A 17,171-nucleotide genomic window follows, 5' to 3' on the forward strand; every position below is an offset into this window, starting at 1 on the left:
GTAATTCGGGTTTATGATGCCGGACGGCAGAATAATAGAAGTCCCCCCAGGGATGACCTCGACCCCTTACGGAGTGCGCAATGCAGACTTTGTACCCGCAGATCAAACCCCACGCCCGGCACGATCTGGCCGTCGACGAAACCCACACGCTGTATGTCGACGAAAGCGGTTCACCGGAAGGTTTGCCGGTGGTGTTCATCCACGGCGGCCCCGGTGCCGGATGTGATGCCCAGAGTCGTTGCTTCTTCGATCCCAACCTCTATCGCATTGTCACCTTCGATCAGCGCGGCTGTGGTCGCTCCACCCCCCACGCCAGTCTGGAAAACAACACCACCTGGGATCTGGTCGCCGACCTCGAGCGGATTCGCCAGCACCTGGGCATCGACAAATGGGTGCTGTTTGGCGGCTCCTGGGGTTCGACCCTGGCGCTGGCCTACGCGCAAACCCATCCTGAGCGGGTACACGGCCTGATCCTGCGCGGGATCTTTCTCTGCCGTCCGCAGGAAATCGAATGGTTCTACCAGGCCGGCGCCAGCCGCCTGTTCCCCGATTACTGGCAGGACTACATCGCGCCGATTCCGCTGGACGAGCGCGACGACTTGCTCACCGCGTTCCACAAGCGCCTGGTCGGCAACGACCAGATCGCCCAGATGCACGCGGCCAAGGCCTGGTCGACCTGGGAGGGCCGCACCGCGACCCTGCGTCCTAACCCGCTGGTAGTCGATCGTTTCTCCGAGCCACAACGTGCGTTGTCGATTGCCCGCATTGAATGCCACTACTTCAGCAACCACGCCTTCCTGGAGCAGAACCAGTTGATCCGCGACATGGGCAAGATCGCCCATTTGCCCGGCGTGATCATCCATGGTCGCTATGACGTGATCTGCCCGCTGGATAACGCCTGGGAATTGCATCAAGCCTGGCCGAACAGCGAACTGCAGGTCATCCGCGATGCCGGTCATGCCGCTTCCGAACCGGGCATCACCGACGCGCTGGTACGCGCCGCCAATCAGATGGCCCGGCGTCTGCTCGACCTGCCGCCTGAAGAAGCATGAAGGGTCTGCTGCAACGGGTGCGCGGCGCGCGAGTCGAGGTCGCGGGCGAGATCGTGGGTGCCGTCGATCAGGGATTGCTGGTGCTGGTAGCCGTCGAGCCCGACGATACGCGGGCCAGCGCCGACAAACTTCTTAATAAACTGCTTAACTATCGGGTATTCAGTGACGCTGAGGGCAAGATGAATCTGTCCTTGGCGGATGTGGGCGGCGGGCTGCTACTGGTCTCTCAGTTCACCCTGGCTGCCGATACCAAAAGCGGGCTGCGTCCGGGTTTCTCGACTGCGGCCCCTCCGGCGTTGGGCGAGGAGTTGTTCGACTATCTATTAAGCAAAGCGAAACAGGTGCATGGCACTGTGGCATCAGGTAGATTCGGCGCGGATATGCAGGTGCACCTGGTCAATGATGGCCCGGTAACCTTCCTGTTACAGACCTGAAAGCGTTTGAAACAAGTTATTAAGCTCATTTCGACTGAAAACAGGGCTTTTTCGCGATAAATACTTTGTTACCCCTGATGCGTTGTAACGCGGCCTACTAGATAATCCCGCGCTACGGGGATCAGCGTTCGTTGGTCCATTTTGACTTAGGTAGAGACTTGTCCGGATCCGATTGGGGAATCATTTCGCCCCAGCGGAGTCGGAACAATGCTCGCCAACTTGGCAAGAGTGGTTTGCAAGGGCGGTTTTTTCATACCGTACACCGTGCAGGCCCTTTAACTGGCCGTTGGTTTTTTGATCTGTTTTCGGCGAGGGTTGCTCGTGATTGTTAGTCCCTGTAACGCACCAAAATTGTCTGCCAAACGGTTACGCAGCGCCCTGGTAGCGGGCTCTGCACTGCTCTGCCTGCTCAGCGCCGGTCAGCTTTGGGCATTCAGTCTGGATGATGTATCGGTCAAGGCAAAAGAGCTGGCCGCGCAGAAATACGAAGCGCCGCGCAGTAACCTGCCGAACGAGTTCCGCGACATGAAATTCGCGGACTATCAGAAAATTCGTTTTCTGACGGAAAAAGCCGAGTGGGCGGATCAGAAGACGCCGTTCAAGCTGTCCTTCTATCACCAGGGCATGCATTTCGATACGCCGGTGAAAATCAACGAAATCACCGCGAACACCGTCGAAGAGATCAAATACGATCCGAGTCGTTTCGACTTCGGCGACATGCAGTTCGATCCAAAGGCCACCGAACAACTGGGTTATGCCGGTTTCCGTGTGCTGTACCCGATCAACAAGGCCGACAAGCAAGACGAAATCATGACCATGCTCGGTGCGAGCTACTTCCGCGTCGTCGGCAAGGGTCACGTCTATGGTTTGTCCGCTCGCGGCATGGCGCTGGATACCGCATTGCCGTCCGGCGAAGAATTCCCGCGTTTCCGCGAGTTCTGGATTCAGCAGCCCAAGCCAGGCGACAAGCACCTGGTGATCTTCGCCCTGCTGGACTCTCCGCGTGCCACCGGCGCCTACCGCCTGACCCTGCGTCCGGGCAGTGACACCATCGTCGACGTCAAGGCGCAGATGTTCCTGCGTGACAAGGTCGGCAAACTGGGCATCGCCCCGTTGACCAGCATGTTCCTGTTCGGTGCCAACCAGCCGTCGAAAGTACTGAACTACCGTCGCGAGCTGCACGACTCCAGCGGTCTGGCGATCCACGCCGGCAACGGCGAGTGGATCTGGCGTCCGCTGAACAATCCGAAACACCTGGCCGTGAGCAACTTCAGCGTGGAAAACCCGCGCGGCTTCGGTCTGCTGCAACGTGGCCGCGACTTCAGCCACTACGAAGACCTCGACGACCGTTACGACAAGCGCCCAAGCGCCTGGATCGAGCCAAAGGGTGACTGGGGCAAGGGCACCGTCGACCTGGTCGAGATTCCGACCGCCGACGAAACCAACGACAACATCGTTGCCTTCTGGAACCCGGAGAAATTGCCGGAACCTGGCCAGCCGCTCGATGTCGCTTATCGTATGCACTGGACCATGGATGAAGCCTCGATTCACGCGCCGGACAGCGCCTGGGTCAAACAGACCCTGCGTTCCACCGGTGACGTCAAGCAGTCCAACCTGATTCGTCAGCCGGACGGCAGCGTTGCCTACCTGGTGGACTTCGAAGGCCCGTCCCTGGCGGCTTTGCCGGCCGATGCGGAAGTTCGCAGTCAGGTCAGCGTCGGCGACAACGCCGAGTTGGTGGAAAACAGCGTGCGCTATAACCCTGAAACCAAGGGCTGGCGCTTGACCCTGCGGATGAAGATCAAGGATCCGAGCAAGTCCACCGAGATGCGTGCCGCGCTGGTGCAGAACATCGTGCCGGCGGACTTGGCCAAGACTTCGATTGCGTCGTCGAACTCGTCAGTTGCCAAGGCCGACAAGGTTGCCGCCAAGCAACAAGAGAAAGCGGACAAGGAAGCCAGGCAAGCGGAGGCCAAGCAGGCCGAAGCCAAGCCTGTTGCAGATGCCAAGGACAAGGCCAATCAAGACGCCAAGCAGCCTGTTGCTGCCGACGCGGCCCCAGCCACACCGGAATCGGCCCCGACTGAAGAAGTCCTGACCGAGACCTGGAGCTATCAGTTGCCTGCCGATGAGTAACTCTCAAGTACGGCCAGAAACTCTTTCCGAGTATCTGGCGCATCTGCCGATGACCGACGAGCAGCGCGCGGAACTCGCGGGCTGCCAGTCTTTCAGCGAATTGCATGAACGCCTGTCATCGTCGACGTTCGACGCCCCCACCGAAGCCGCCCAGGCTTCGGTGGGCAAACGCCTGACTCTGAGCACTGCCGAAGAGTTGCAGGACGCGGAAATGCTGGTGCTCGACGCCAACGGCCGGGTCTGCCTCAAGGCGACCCCGCCGATCCGGCGGACCAAGGTCGTGCCGGAGCCGTGGCGCACCAACATTCTGGTGCGTGGCTGGCGTCGGATGACCGGTCGTACCAACCCGCCGAAGCCGCCGAAGGACGAACGTGTCCTGCCGGCCGCGCGCTGGCGTACCGTGGGTTCGATCCGTCGCTACATTCTGTTACTGCTGATGCTCGGTCAGACCATCGTCGCCGGCTGGTACATGAAAGGCATCATGCCGTACCAGGGCTGGTCGTTCGTCGACCTCAACGAAGTGCTGCACCAGCCGCTGCTGCAAACCGCCACGCAAGTGCTGCCGTATGCGTTGCAGACCAGCATCCTGATCCTGTTCGGGATTCTGTTCTGCTGGGTATCGGCCGGTTTCTGGACCGCGCTGATGGGCTTCCTCGAATTGCTCACCGGTCACGATAAATACCGTATCTCCGGTAAAAGTGCCGGCAACGAGCCGATTCCGAAGGATGCGCGCACCGCCCTAGTGATGCCGATCTGCAACGAAGACGTGCCACGGGTATTCGCCGGCCTGCGGGCGACCTTCGAGTCGGTGGCGGCCACGGGCGACCTGGACCGTTTCGACTTCTTCGTCCTCAGCGACAGTAACGACGCCGATATCTGTGTCGCCGAGCAACAGGCCTGGCTGGACGTCTGCCGCGAAGCCGGGGGCTTCGGCAAGATCTTCTATCGCCGGCGTCGTCGTCGCGTAAAGCGTAAAAGCGGCAACCTCGACGACTTCTGCCGTCGCTGGGGCGGTGACTACAAGTACATGGTCGTACTCGACGCCGACTCCGTGATGAGCGGCGAGTGCCTGACCAGTCTGGTGCGTCTGATGGAAGCCACGCCGGACGCCGGGATCATCCAGACCGCGCCACGGGCGTCGGGCATGGACACCCTGTATGCGCGCATGCAGCAGTTCGCCACTCGCGTGTATGGCCCGCTGTTCACCGCCGGCCTGCACTTCTGGCAACTGGGCGAGTCGCACTACTGGGGCCACAACGCGATCATCCGCATGAAGCCGTTCATCGACCACTGCGCCCTGGCGCCGTTGCCCGGTACAGGCGCGTTCTCCGGCTCGATCCTGTCCCACGACTTCGTTGAAGCCGCGTTGATGCGCCGTGCCGGCTGGGGCGTGTGGATTGCCTACGACTTGCCGGGCAGCTATGAAGAACTGCCGCCAAACCTGCTGGATGAACTCAAGCGTGACCGTCGCTGGTGCCACGGCAACCTGATGAACTTCCGCCTGTTCCTGGTCAAGGGCATGCACCCGGTGCACCGCGCGGTGTTCCTGACCGGCGTGATGTCCTACCTGTCGGCGCCGTTGTGGTTCTTCTTCCTGGTGCTGTCGACTGCGCTGCTGGCGGTCAACACGCTGATGGAGCCGCAATACTTCCTCGAACCGCGCCAGCTCTATCCGCTGTGGCCTCAATGGCACCCGGACAAGGCGATTGCGCTGTTCTCGACCACCATCGTGCTGCTGTTCCTGCCGAAACTGCTGAGCATCATCCTGATCTGGGCCAAGGGTGCGAAAGAGTTCGGCGGCAAGTTCAAGGTGACCCTGTCGATGCTGCTGGAGATGCTGTTCTCCATGCTGCTGGCGCCGGTGCGGATGATCTTCCACACCCGTTTCGTCCTCGCCGCGTTCCTCGGCTGGGCCGCGACCTGGAACTCGCCGCAACGTGACGACGACTCCACGCCGTGGAGCGAAGCGGTCAAGCGCCACGGCCCGCAGACCTTACTGGGCTTCTTCTGGGCCATGCTGGTGATCTGGCTGAACCCGAGCTTCCTGTGGTGGCTGGTGCCGATCGTCGGTTCGTTGATGCTGTCGATCCCGGTGTCGGTGATCTCCAGCCGTGTCGGCCTGGGCCTGAAGTCCCGCGACGAGAGCCTGTTCCTGATCCCTGAGGAATACAATCCGCCGCAGGCCTTGCTGGCCACAGACCAGTACACTCACGAAAACCGCTGGCACGCGCTGAACGACGGCTTCGTCCGTTCGGTGGTCGATCCACAGCAGAACGCCCTGGCGTGCTCGTTGGCGACTTCCCGTCACAATCAGGCCGAGCCGATTGAATGGCTGCGGATCGAGCGGGTTCGCCACGCGATGAAGGTTGGACCTGAAGGCCTGACCAACAACGAGCGTGTGCAACTGTTGAGCGACCCGGTGGCATTGGCCCGCTTGCATGAGCAGGTCTGGAGCGAAGGTCACCCAGAGTGGCTGGGCGCCTGGCGCAAGTCGGTCAAGGCCGACCCTCACGCGCCGCTGCTGCCGCTCAAGCCAATGAGCGAACAGCCCCAGTTGGCATAATAAAAAAACCCGCGAAAGCGGGTTTTTTTTGCCTCCGAAAAGGCCTTTGCTGGCGATATGTCAGTCACTTCGTGTTGTTGCCATCGCGAGCAGGCTCGCTCCCACAGGATCAGCCTCGGACACAGGTGTTGTGTTCATCCGGGTCAGTGTGGGTGCGAGCCTGCTCGCGATGGGTATGCCCTCAAACCCTGAACTTGCCCACCAGCATCTGCAAATGCGTCCCCAACCGCGCCAGCTCAACGCTCGACGCTGCAGTCTCTTCACTCGCCGCCGAAGTTTGATCCGACACATCCCGCACGTTCAGCACACTACGGTTGATCTCTTCGGCCACGGCGCTCTGTTGCTCGGCAGCGGCAGCAATCTGCTGGTTCATCGCCTGGATCGCCGACACCGTGCGGGTGATGCTTTCCAGTGAGCCACCGGCGCGGCGGGTCAGTTCGACGCTGCTGTCGGTCAGGGTGCGGCTGTTGTCCATGATGGTCGCCACTTGCTGGGTGCCGTTTTGCAGGCCGACGATCAGCTCTTCGATCTCTTCGGTGGACTTCTGGGTGCGCTGGGCCAAGCTGCGGACTTCGTCGGCGACCACGGCAAAACCCCGCCCGGCTTCACCGGCACGGGCTGCTTCGATCGCGGCGTTGAGGGCCAGCAGGTTGGTTTGCTGGGCCACGGACTTGATGACGTCGAGCACGCTGCCGATCTTGTCGCTTTCGCGCTTGAGTTCGCCCATGGCCTCGGTGGAGTGACCGACTTCCTTGGCCAGGCGTTCGATCTGGGCGATGGCTTCACCGACCACTTTGTCGCCCTCACGGGCTTGCTGGTCGGCGGCGACGGCGGCTTCGGAAGCTTCTTCGGCGTTGCGCGCAACTTCCTGCACGGTGGCGGCCATTTCGTTCATGGCAGTGGCGACCTGATCGGTCTCGATCTTCTGGCTGTTGACCCCGGCGCTGGTCTGCTCGGTGACGGCAGACAGCTCTTCGGCGGCGCTGGCGATCTGCGTGACGCCATCGCTGATGCCGCCGATCAGTTCGCGCAGGCCTTGGGTCATGCTCTGCATGGCACGCTGCAGCTGGCCGAGTTCGTCGCGGCGCTGCGACGTCAGGTTGTGGGTCAGGTCGCCACTGGCGACGCGCTGGGCCACGACCAGGGTCTGGTTCAACGGAATGATGATCTGCCGGGTGATCGCCCAGGCGGCCAGCAGGCCGAAGGCGATGGCCAGCACGGTGGCGAGGGTCAGCATGTTCTTGGCGTGGGCGGCGTCGGTGTCACGCACGACGGTTTGCGAGACGGTGAGTTTCTGGCTCATGTCCAACAGGATTTCGCCTTGGACGGACATGCGTGCCAGGGCCTTGGCGCTGGCCACCTGGGAGTCGCGGAACTGGCTGACGGCGGCGCGATAAGCCTTCAGCGAGTCAGTTGCCTGTTGCAGGTTGGCGATGTGTTCTTCAGGCAGTTTGGCCGGCAGGCTCTCGAGGTTCTTCAGGGCGTTGTCGATCGCGTCGAGGGCTGGCTGTTCGGCTTCGCTCTTGCCGCTATAGGTGTAGCCACGAACCTGGAAGCGCGCCTGCTGGATCAGCTTGCTCAGGTCGATCACGCTGTTGAACGCCGCCACGCTGTCGCCTTGCAGCATGGATCTTTCCACTTCGGCGACGCGGGCCACGGCGTTGTCGGCAGTGGCGCCGAGTTTGCTGCGGGCATCTTCACGCTGGGCGCCGGCCTGGGTCATGTCGTTGAAGGCACGACGGTATTCGGCGACAGCGGCCAGTTGTTGATCGACCATGGCCGTATCGGCCGGTTGCTCGATCAGGCCGCGGGCGGTCTGCAGGCCGCTTTCGAGTTTACCCAGCAGATCGTTGACGGCGCCGGGACCCTGTTCGCCGCGACGCATCTCGTAATCCAGGCGCGCAATGCGCAGGTCTTTGGTCAGGTCGTTGAGGCTGGCGATGAACCCCAGTTTATCGCCACGGCTGGTCACGCCGCTCAGGCCGCTCCAGCCGGTGAAGGTGATCAGCAGGGTCAGTAGCAGCACCAGGCCGAAGCCGATCCCCAGCTTGCGTTTGACGCTGACGTTTCCCAGATTCTCGGCTAGCCATTGGTACATGCTGAAACTCCCCGGACCACAATTTGGTTTTATGGGGGATATATCGGCAGGGGCACGAGATTCTGTAGGTGCTGCCCGATGTATGGGCGAATTGCTATCTCGGGTAAAAGTCGAACCTGTGGGAATGTGGCCGGGATTAGAAAAGTCGTGCCAGCAGCGCGGTCACGGCGGTTTCGACGCGCAGGATGCGCTCGCCCAATTGCACCGGTTGCAGCCCGGACTTGCCCAGCAGGTCGATTTCGTAGGGAATCCAGCCACCTTCCGGGCCGATGGCCAGGGTCACCGGTTCGCTGAGTGCGCGAGGGCAGGGCGGGTAATTGCCCGGATGCCCCACCAGGCCGAGGGTGCCTTCGGTGATCGCGGGCAGGCGGTCTTCGACGAACGGCTTGAAGCGCTTCTCGATCACGACTTCCGGCAGCACGCTGTCCCGAGCCTGTTCGAGGCCGAGGATCAACTGCTCGCGAATCGCCTCAGGCTCCAGGAAGGGGGTCTGCCAGAAGCTCTTCTCGACGCGATAGCTGTTGACCAGCACGATCCGTGGCACACCCATGGCCGCCACGGTCTGGAACACCCTGCGCAGCATCTTGGGCCGTGGCAGGGCCAATACCAGGGTCAATGGCAGCTTGGCTGGTGGTGGTTGGTCGAGGGTGACGCGCAATTCCGCTTCGTCGGCGTCCAGGCGCAGCACTTCGGCCGAACCCATCAGCCCGCCGATCCGCCCCACGCGCATGCTGTCACCGACTGCACAGCGGTGGACTTCCTGCATGTGGGTCAACCGGCGATCACGCAGGACCGCGCGGTCGGCCGCAATGAAATCGGCATCGATGAGGAGCAGCAGGTTCACGCTTGGGTCGCTGGCGGCTGGTCGTTGTGATCGTCAGCCGGTTGGTCGTCCGGATGCTCGCCACGCTTGCTGATCAGGCTGCCAAACAGGATACCGATCTCGAACAACAGCCACATCGGCACGGCCAGCAGGGTCTGCGAGAAGATGTCCGGCGGCGTCAGGATCATGCCGACCACGAAGCAGCCGATGATCACGTACGGGCGGATCTTCTTCAGGTATTTGACGTCGACCACGCCGATCCACACGAGCAGCACCACGGCCACCGGGATTTCGAACGCCACGCCAAAGGCGAAGAACAGCGTCATGACGAAATCGAGGTAGCTGGTGATGTCGGTCATCATTTCCACACCGGCCGGGGTGGCGGCGGCGAAGAACTTGAAGATCAGCGGGAACACCAGGAAATAGGCGAAGGCCATGCCGGCGTAGAACAGAAAGATGCTGGAGACCAGCAAGGGCACGGCGATGCGTTTTTCGTGCTTGTACAGGCCCGGGGCGATGAAACCCCAGATCTGATGCAGGATCACCGGGATGGCGAGGAACAGCGAGACCATCATCGTCAGCTTCAGTGGCGTCAGGAACGGCGACGACACGTCGGTCGCAATCATCGTCGCGCCAGCCGGCAGGTAAGCACGTAGCGGCGTGGAGACGAAGGTGTAGATCTGCTGGGTGAAGGCGAACAGCCCGGCAAAGATGATGAAGATCGCCGCTACGCAGCGCAGCAGACGGGTACGCAACTCGGTGAGGTGCGAAACCAGCGGCATGTGCTGGTCGTTTTCAGGAAGATCGCTCATGGGGCTCGCGGCGGCAGTGTTGGGTCATGAGGGGCCGGCGCAACGGGCGCAGCCGCGGGTGTAACGGGTTCAACCGGAGTGGCTGCAACAACGGGCGCAGGTTCGACAGGCGCGACAACGGGAGCAGGTGTCGGGTCGACGGCAGCGGCAGGCGCATGAATCGTCTGCGCACCCACATGCTCCACCGGTGTCGGCTCCTGCTGGGTCGGCGTGAAGATTTTCCGCGCCTCCTGCTCAAGCGACAGGATGTGCTCGTTGTGCAGTTGCCGACGAATCTCGTCGGCACCGATTTCACGTTCAACTTCCTGTTTGATTGCGTTGAAGCTGCGCTTCAGACGCCCGACCCACAGGCCAGCGGTGCGCGCAGCGCCCGGCAAGCGCTCGGGACCCAGCACCAGCAGGGCGACGAGGCCGACGAGCAGCAGTTCAGAGAAGCTGATACCAAACATTAGTCAGTGCTCACACGTCTTTGCGGATCGGCTCTTCGACTTTCTGTGCCTGCACGTCGATGGTGTGCGGCTGGTTTACAGAGGCCTGGGGCTGTACCGGTGGAACCGGTTGGGCCGGGGTAGCATTCGGGTCAGCCGGTTTTTCGTCGTCGTTCATGGCTTTCTTGAAGCCCTTGATCGATTCGCCGACGTCGGTGCCGAGGTTTTTCAGTTTCTTGGTGCCGAACACCAGTACCACGACAACCAGGATGACGATCCAGTGTTTCCAGTCAAAAATGCCCATGCTGCTGCTCCTCTCTAATAGTTATTCAGGCGGACGGGCGCGAGGCTTTCTCGGCGTGTCCGGAGAGACCGAAACGACGGTCCAGTTCATCGAGTACAGCCTGTGGATGCTGCCCCAATTGGGCGAGCATGACCATGCTGTGGAACCACAGATCGGCGGTTTCGTAGATCACATCGCTGCAGTCGCCGCTGACGGCGGCGTCCTTGGCGGCAATGATGGTTTCGACTGACTCTTCGCCGACTTTTTCCAGAATCTTGTTCAAGCCCTTGTGGTACAGGCTGGCGACGTACGAGCTGTCGGCAGCGGCGCCTTTGCGCTCTTCGAGTACCTCGGCGAGGCGGGTGAGAGTGTCACTCATGTTTGTGCCCTGCGGAATAGATGGCGTGCGGATCTTTCAGGACCGGGTCGACGGTTGTCCAGTCGCCGTTCTCATAGACGCGGTAGAAGCAGCTCTGGCGGCCGGTATGACAGGCGATGTCGCCGATCTGCTCGACCATCAGGATGATGACGTCGGCGTCGCAGTCCAGGCGCATCTCGTGCAGGGTTTGCACATGGCCGGACTCTTCGCCCTTGCGCCACAGCTTGCCACGGGAACGCGACCAGTAGATGGCGCGGTTCTCGGCAGCGGTCAGTTCCAGTGCTTCGCGGTTCATCCAGGCCATCATCAGGACGCGCCCGGTCTTGTGATCCTGGGCGATGGCCGGCACCAGGCCGTCAGCGTCCCACTTGATCTCGTCCAGCCAGTTTTTCATCTTCGACTCCGACAGCGGGCTCGACACTTCAATAGCCGAGCTCAGGCGTTCAAACAGTGTGCCAGTCGTTCACACAACTGGCTATCGGCGCACGACCAGATACAAACCGACCGCCATCATGATGCCGGCTGGCCAATAGGCCAACTGGTTCAGCGGTCCGCCCGCGGCAAGGATGGCGCCACCGGCCAGATGGGCCGTACCGAGCAGGCGCAGGAACCAGTCGTCACGGCGTCGGTGCCACGCAGACGGCGGGTCGTAGGCGTGGGGCTGGGACATGCGTTCGAGCAGGTCGCGGGCCATGTTGGCCAGGTGAGGGATCTGCTCGAACTGGCTGTGCACGTTGCCGAGCAGGGCTTTGGGGCTGACCCGCTCGCGCATCCAGCGTTCGAGGAACGGCTGCGCGGTGTTCCACAGATCGAGGTCCGGGTATAGCTGGCGGCCCAGGCCTTCGATGTTCAGCAGGGTTTTTTGCAGCAGGACCAGTTGCGGCTGCACTTCCATGTTGAAGCGGCGCGCGGTCTGGAACAGGCGCATCAGCACCTGGCCGAAGGAAATATCTTTTAACGGTTTTTCGAAGATCGGCTCGCACACGGTACGGATCGCTGCTTCGAATTCGTTGAGTTTGGTTTCCGCCGGCACCCAGCCCGAATCGATGTGCAACTGCGCGACGCGACGGTAATCGCGCTTGAAGAAGGCGAACAGGTTGCGTGCCAGGTAGTCCTGGTCTTCCGGGGTCAGGCTGCCGACGATGCCGCAGTCGATCGCAATGTACTGCGGGCTCCACGGGTTCACGGTGCTGACGAAAATGTTGCCGGGGTGCATGTCGGCGTGGAAGAAACTGTCGCGGAACACCTGGGTGAAGAAAATCTCCACGCCACGCTCGGCGAGCATTTTCATGTCGGTGCGCTGGTCGGCAAGAGTCGCCAGATCGGTGACCTGAATGCCGTAGATGCGTTCCATCACCAACACTTTCGGCCGGCACCAGTCCCAATAGACTTGCGGCACGTACAGCAGCGGCGAGCCGTCGAAGTTGCGCTTCAACTGGCTGGCGTTGGCCGCCTCGCGCAGCAGGTCGAGTTCGTCGTAGATGGTTTTTTCGTAATCGCTGACCACGTCCACCGGGTGCAGCAGGCGCGCATCGGCCGAGAGTTTTTCGGCGGCGCGGGCGAGGATGAACAGCCACGCCAGGTCCTGGGCGATCACCGGTTTGAGGCCCGGGCGGATCACTTTGACGACGACTTCTTCACCGGTTTTCAGCTGCGCGGCATGCACCTGCGCTACCGACGCCGAGGCCAGCGGTTCGACGTCGAAACGGCTGAACACTTCGCTGATTTTCTTGCCCAGCTGTTCTTCGATCAGCTTGACCGAAACCTGCGAGTCGAACGGCGGAACGCGGTCCTGCAGCTTCATCAGTTCGTCGGCGATGTCTTCGGGCAGCAGGTCGCGGCGGGTGGACAGGATCTGCCCGAACTTGATGAAGATCGGCCCCAGGTCCTGCAACGCCAGGCGCAAGCGCGCGCCACGGCTCAGGTCCAGGGTCTTGCGCGGGAACCAGCGCCACGGCAAGGCATAACGCAGCGCCCGCAAGAGCCAGGGCAGCGGCAGGGCGAACAGCAGGTCATCGAGGCGGTAGCGGATCACGACGCGCTGGATGCGCAACAAACGGCGGACGGCAAGCAGCTTCATGCGTTATCGCTTGGGTCGAGGGATCGGGAAAGGCGCTCGAAACGCGCCTCGAGACGTTCCAGATCGAGCTTGATCTGGTCCAGTTCACTGAATCGGGCTTCGGCCTCGCGCTGGCCGACGAGGGTGCGCGATTCTTCGGCCAGGTATTCGCCCAGGTTCTGGCCCAGGCTGGCGAAGCCTTGCTGATACCAGCGGGCGCGGCTGCGCAGGTGACCGCCGACCAGTTGCGTGGCCACCGGGCCGAGCGCGCGTGCGAGTTCGTACTCCCAGTCCAGCTCAAGGTCCTGGAGGATCGCCGCCAGTTCCAGCAGCACGCCGCTGTCGCCGTCGAGTTCGACTTCAGGGCTGTGCAGGATCGAGGTCTTGTCCTTGCTCATGGCCAGTTTCAGCAGGCTCGAGGCCGGTGCACGCAAGGTGCAGTCGGCGCCGGTTTCCCACTGGGAGGCGAGCATCAGGCCTTCGTCGCTGGGCAGGATGAACAGTTGCAGCGCCGGGCTGCGGCAATCGACGGCAATCACTTTGCCGGTCAAATGCGCCAGCCGCGGCAGCGCCGTGCTGTCGAGACGCAGCACCCGGTTAAGGCCGAGTTCAACGCTGGCGAGCAGGCCGGCGAGCAGCATCAGGGCTTGATGCCGCGGTGCAGGGCAACGATGCCTGCGGTCATGTTGTGATAGGTCACGCGGTCGAAACCGGCTTCGACCATCATCGACTTCAGGGTTTCCTGGTTCGGGTGCATGCGGATCGATTCGGCCAGGTAGCGGTAGCTTTCCGAGTCGTTGGTGATCAGCTTGCCCATCAGCGGCATGAAGGCGAACGAGTAGGCGTCGTAGGCCTTGGACATCAGCGCGTTGGTCGGCTTGGAGAACTCCAGCACCAACAAGCGGCCGCCAGGCTTGAGCACTCGCAGCATCGAGCGCAGGGCATCTTCCTTGTGGGTCACGTTGCGCAGGCCGAAGGCGATGGTCACGCAGTCGAAATGGTTGTCCGGGAACGGCAGTTTTTCCGCATCGGCCTGGACGAATTCGACGTTGCCGGCCACACCGAGGTCCAGCAGGCGGTCACGACCGACCTTGAGCATGGATTCGTTGATGTCGGCCAACACGACCTGGCCGGTCGGGCCTACCAGGTGCGAGAACTTGCGGGTCAGATCGCCAGTGCCGCCGGCGATGTCCAGCACGCGGTTACCGGTGCGCACGCCCGACAATTCGATCGCAAAACGCTTCCAAAGACGGTGCATGCCGCCCGACAGAAGGTCGTTCATCAGGTCGTACTTGGCGGCTACCGAGTGGAAAACCTCAGCGACTTTTTCCGCTTTCTGGCTTTCCGGAACGTTTTTGAAGCCGAAGTGAGTGGTGGGTTCGGCATCGCTGCCTTTGCGCTGATCAGTCATATCGCTGTCACCAAAAGAGAATGCGCGACATTCTAATCCCCAAGGCATGCTTTGTCTTGGCAAGGCTGAAGGTAAGATGGGTAACCATCGGGACGTTTTGACGCAGCAGAGGTCAAGATGCCTCGGGAAAGCATCCATAAAGCAGGAGTCATTCGATGGCCCGTATTAGTGTTGAACGTGCCCATGGCCTGGGTAAGGAAGCAGCTCGCGAAAAGGCCGACAAGCTGGCGCAGAAACTTTCCGACCAGTATGGCCTGGAGCCGCAGTGGTCCGGCGACACCCTGAACCTCAAACGCTCGGGTGTGAAGGGTGCGGTGCATGTCAGCGAGGATTCGATCAAGGTCGATGTGGAACTGGGCCTGATGATGTCGGCCATGAGCGGCATGATCAAAGCGGAAATCGAAAAGGCGCTGGATAAAGCGTTGGCATAACACGGAAAAGATCGCAGCCTTCGGCAGCTCCTACATTATTGGTACGGCGTAAGTCTGTAGGAGCTGCCGAAGGCTGCGATCTTTTCCTGAAGGCACCACCGATTTATGTCATTTGTTAGGGTGCCGTTTCTAATTTTTCTCCCTACTTTGTGCCAGAGCCCGACACTTACACGGGCAGTTCCTCAAACCTTCTGCGCGTGAGGTGCACCATGGCCAAAGTTATTTTGAAGAAAAAAATCGACCCGTCGAGCGGCACGCTGGGCGACGTCAAATCCTATGCCCGCAAGATCTGGCTGGCAGGCCTGGGTGCCTACACCAAGGTCGGCCAAGAGGGCAGCGAGTACTTTCAAGAACTGATCAAGGCTGGTCAGGTTGTTGAAAAGAAAGGCAAAAAGGTAGTTGCCGAGAAACTTGAAGCGGCCAATGCCGAGATCGATGAAGCCAAGAGTGAAGTCAGCACTTTCAAAGGCCGTGTCGAAGTTCAACTCGACAAGGTCGAGAAGGCGTTCGACACGCGTGTCGCAAGTGCCTTGAATCGTATCGGTATTCCGTCTAAACATGACGTTGAGACACTCTCTGCTAAGCTCGATGAGCTGACGGCATTGCTCGAACGTGTCGCGCGTAAATCTTAAGGAGAACGGGATGGCTGTTAAAAAGAAAACCGAAAAAGAAGGCAGCTCGTGGATCGGGAAGGTTGAAGATTACTCCCGAAAAATCTGGCTGGCTGGTTTAGGCGTGTACTCGAAGATCGACACTGACGGCAGCAAACTCTTCGATGCATTGGTCAAGGACGGCGAGAAAGCCGAGAAGCTCACCAAGAGCGCTGTTGGCAAGACTGTCGACGCCGCCAAGGACTCCGCTTCTTCGGCCAAATCGCGCATCAGCGAAGTGAAAGATCGTGCACTGGGCAAGTGGGATGAGCTGGAAGGCGCTTTCGACAAGCGTCTGAACAGCGCCATTTCGCGTCTGGGCGTACCGAGCCGCAACGAAGTCAAGGCACTGCACAGCAAGGTCGAAACCCTGACCAAGCAAATCGAAAAACTGACCGGTGCCAAGGTTGCGCCTGTTGCGGCGAAAACCGCGGCGGCCAAACCTGCTGCCAAGCCGGCCGCCAAAACCGCAGCCAAGCCACTGGCAAAAGCAGCGGCTAAACCTGCTGCCAAGCCTGCGGCTAAAACTGCAGCCGCCAAACCGGCCGCAGCCAAACCAGCGGCCAAGCCGGTTGCTGCAAAAGCCGCCGCTAAACCTGCGGCTAAACCGGCCGCCAAGCCTGCAGCGAAAACTGCAGCGGCCAAACCCGCTGCGGCGAAAAAACCAGCGGTGAAAAAGCCGGCAGCTCCAAAAGCCGCCGCGCCAAAACCAGCAGTGGCAGCTGCCAAGCCGGTAACGCCGGCAGCTCCGGTCAGCGCATCGAACTCCGCGACCGCGCCAACCCCTGCTGTCACCCCGACTGTCGCGCCGGCTCCATCGACGCCAACCAGTCAGTCCTGATTTTCAGGGCTCAAGAAAACGCCCGGCCTGTGAAGGTCGGGCGTTTTTGTTTGTGTATAGAAAAAGATCGCAGCCTTCGGCAGCTCCTACAGGGCAATCGTAGGAGCTGCCGAAGGCTGCGATCTTTTGATCTTAATGGTCTTCCAGGTACTCCATCGCCATCTGTTCGGTCGCAGCCTTCATCGACGGCAGCAGGTGCGGCGCCACCAGCATCATGATCTGGTAAACCACCAATCGCACCTCGCCCTGACGATCAAGAATCCGCTGATAGTCCAGCGAGAACAGCAGCGTCATGGTGATCTGCTCCACCAGTTGCCCCAGTGCCTGGGTATCGCTGACCAGCAGCCCTTGTGCCTTCAGTCGCGCCAGCAACGACGCCAGTGTGCGCTTGAGTGCATTGAGCAGGTTGCGAATGCCCTTGGCCAGTTTCGGCAGGCGCCCGGCGAGGTTCGACAGGTCCTGGAACAGGAACCGGTAGTGAGACAGGCGTTCGACGATCAGGTGCAGGAACAGCCAGTATTCTTCGGGTGCCAGTTCGGCATCGGCCGGTGGATCGAGCAGGGGCGCAAGTTCGCCCTGAAAGCGTTCGAACAGCCCGAGAATCAGCGGTTCCTTGCCGTGGAAGTGGTAGTAGAGGTTGCCCGGGCTGATGCCCATTTCATTGGCAACTTCCATGGTGGAGACATTCGGTTCGCCCTTTTGATTGAACAACTGCAGGGCACATTCGAGGATGCGGTCGCGGGTTTTCATCCAGTCTTCTTAATGATCGGG

18 protein-coding genes and 1 pseudogene are annotated in these 17,171 nt (G+C 61.0%); 7 read left to right on the top strand and 12 right to left on the bottom strand.

The window, feature by feature from the left end; genetic code table 11:
- The first annotated feature begins 80 nt into the window (after positions 1-80).
- From pip to mdoH, 4 genes are all read left to right on the top strand, one after another.
- A complete protein-coding gene (gene pip / locus AC3IP0_RS01665) occupies positions 81-1,052 on the top strand; it encodes a prolyl aminopeptidase (RefSeq protein WP_150726550.1) in 972 nt (323 codons plus the stop codon).
- Positions 1,049-1,486, top strand: a complete 438-nt coding sequence (gene dtd, locus AC3IP0_RS01670; protein ID WP_008047807.1) for a D-aminoacyl-tRNA deacylase — start codon at positions 1,049-1,051, stop codon at positions 1,484-1,486. Before pip ends, dtd begins: the two co-directional genes overlap by 4 nt.
- A 321-nt stretch (positions 1,487-1,807) precedes the next feature.
- Positions 1,808-3,622, top strand: a complete 1,815-nt coding sequence (locus tag AC3IP0_RS01675; RefSeq protein WP_489318006.1) for a glucan biosynthesis protein G — start codon at positions 1,808-1,810, stop codon at positions 3,620-3,622.
- The gene (mdoH, locus tag AC3IP0_RS01680) at positions 3,615-6,185 is read left to right on the top strand and encodes a glucans biosynthesis glucosyltransferase MdoH (protein WP_046039604.1); all 2,571 of its coding nucleotides are present in this window, start codon (positions 3,615-3,617) and stop codon (positions 6,183-6,185) included. Before AC3IP0_RS01675 ends, mdoH begins: the two co-directional genes overlap by 8 nt.
- Before the next feature lie 181 nt (positions 6,186-6,366).
- Here mdoH and AC3IP0_RS01685 read toward each other — a convergent pair whose 3' ends face one another.
- The 11 genes and pseudogenes from AC3IP0_RS01685 to ubiE form a co-directional block, all read right to left on the bottom strand.
- Entirely contained in the window at positions 6,367-7,239 is an 873-nt protein-coding gene (locus tag AC3IP0_RS01685) for a methyl-accepting chemotaxis protein (RefSeq protein WP_404942352.1), read from the bottom strand.
- Positions 7,222-8,283 (bottom strand): annotated as a pseudogene (locus AC3IP0_RS01690) (methyl-accepting chemotaxis protein); the annotation flags it as partial. The pseudogene AC3IP0_RS01690 and the gene AC3IP0_RS01685, both read right to left, overlap by 18 nt.
- A 136-nt stretch (positions 8,284-8,419) precedes the next feature.
- Complete coding sequence (locus tag AC3IP0_RS01695; RefSeq protein ID WP_489318007.1) at positions 8,420-9,127, bottom strand: 16S rRNA (uracil(1498)-N(3))-methyltransferase; 708 nt, start codon at positions 9,125-9,127, stop codon at positions 8,420-8,422.
- Positions 9,124-9,918, bottom strand: a complete 795-nt coding sequence (tatC, locus tag AC3IP0_RS01700) for a twin-arginine translocase subunit TatC (RefSeq protein WP_103397258.1) — start codon at positions 9,916-9,918, stop codon at positions 9,124-9,126. Before tatC ends, AC3IP0_RS01695 begins: the two co-directional genes overlap by 4 nt.
- Positions 9,915-10,367 carry a Sec-independent protein translocase protein TatB gene (tatB, locus tag AC3IP0_RS01705; RefSeq protein WP_150755665.1) on the bottom strand — a complete coding sequence of 151 codons (453 nt, stop codon included), beginning with the start codon at positions 10,365-10,367 and terminating at the stop codon, positions 9,915-9,917. The genes tatC and tatB overlap by 4 nt, the downstream gene beginning before the upstream one ends.
- A 10-nt stretch (positions 10,368-10,377) precedes the next feature.
- Positions 10,378-10,650, bottom strand: a complete 273-nt coding sequence (locus AC3IP0_RS01710; protein ID WP_007989280.1) for a twin-arginine translocase TatA/TatE family subunit — start codon at positions 10,648-10,650, stop codon at positions 10,378-10,380.
- A gap of 25 nt (positions 10,651-10,675) precedes the next feature.
- Positions 10,676-11,008, bottom strand: a complete 333-nt coding sequence (locus AC3IP0_RS01715) for a phosphoribosyl-ATP diphosphatase (RefSeq protein ID WP_007975564.1) — start codon at positions 11,006-11,008, stop codon at positions 10,676-10,678.
- The gene (gene hisI / locus AC3IP0_RS01720; protein WP_007989281.1) at positions 11,001-11,402 is read right to left on the bottom strand and encodes a phosphoribosyl-AMP cyclohydrolase; all 402 of its coding nucleotides are present in this window, start codon (positions 11,400-11,402) and stop codon (positions 11,001-11,003) included. The genes AC3IP0_RS01715 and hisI overlap by 8 nt, the downstream gene beginning before the upstream one ends.
- An 81-nt stretch (positions 11,403-11,483) precedes the next feature.
- Complete coding sequence (gene ubiB, locus AC3IP0_RS01725) at positions 11,484-13,088, bottom strand: ubiquinone biosynthesis regulatory protein kinase UbiB (protein WP_489318008.1); 1,605 nt, start codon at positions 13,086-13,088, stop codon at positions 11,484-11,486.
- On the bottom strand, positions 13,085-13,708 hold the full coding sequence (locus AC3IP0_RS01730; protein ID WP_489318009.1) for a ubiquinone biosynthesis accessory factor UbiJ: 624 nt from the start codon (positions 13,706-13,708) through the stop codon (positions 13,085-13,087). Before AC3IP0_RS01730 ends, ubiB begins: the two co-directional genes overlap by 4 nt.
- A complete protein-coding gene (gene ubiE / locus AC3IP0_RS01735) occupies positions 13,708-14,478 on the bottom strand; it encodes a bifunctional demethylmenaquinone methyltransferase/2-methoxy-6-polyprenyl-1,4-benzoquinol methylase UbiE (protein ID WP_007989286.1) in 771 nt (256 codons plus the stop codon). The genes AC3IP0_RS01730 and ubiE overlap by 1 nt, the downstream gene beginning before the upstream one ends.
- A 155-nt stretch (positions 14,479-14,633) precedes the next feature.
- Here ubiE and AC3IP0_RS01740 point away from each other — a divergent pair, with 155 nt between their 5' ends.
- The 3 genes from AC3IP0_RS01740 to AC3IP0_RS01750 all read left to right on the top strand — a co-directional run bounded on the left by AC3IP0_RS01740 (position 14,634) and on the right by AC3IP0_RS01750 (position 16,400).
- Positions 14,634-14,909, top strand: a complete 276-nt coding sequence (locus AC3IP0_RS01740) for a polyhydroxyalkanoic acid system family protein (RefSeq protein WP_150811973.1) — start codon at positions 14,634-14,636, stop codon at positions 14,907-14,909.
- 209 nt (positions 14,910-15,118) lie between these two features.
- Positions 15,119-15,541 carry a phasin family protein gene (locus tag AC3IP0_RS01745; RefSeq protein ID WP_489318010.1) on the top strand — a complete coding sequence of 141 codons (423 nt, stop codon included), beginning with the start codon at positions 15,119-15,121 and terminating at the stop codon, positions 15,539-15,541.
- 10 nt (positions 15,542-15,551) lie between these two features.
- Positions 15,552-16,400 (top strand): phasin family protein, encoded by an 849-nt coding sequence (locus tag AC3IP0_RS01750; protein WP_489318011.1) that lies wholly within the window; start codon positions 15,552-15,554, stop codon positions 16,398-16,400.
- 132 nt (positions 16,401-16,532) lie between these two features.
- Here the strand turns inward: AC3IP0_RS01750 and AC3IP0_RS01755 are convergent, their stop codons facing one another.
- The gene (locus AC3IP0_RS01755) at positions 16,533-17,150 is read right to left on the bottom strand and encodes a TetR/AcrR family transcriptional regulator (RefSeq protein WP_489318012.1); all 618 of its coding nucleotides are present in this window, start codon (positions 17,148-17,150) and stop codon (positions 16,533-16,535) included.
- Positions 17,151-17,171: the final 21 nt, after the last annotated feature.

Source organism: Pseudomonas sp. GL_103 (genome assembly GCF_057835175.1).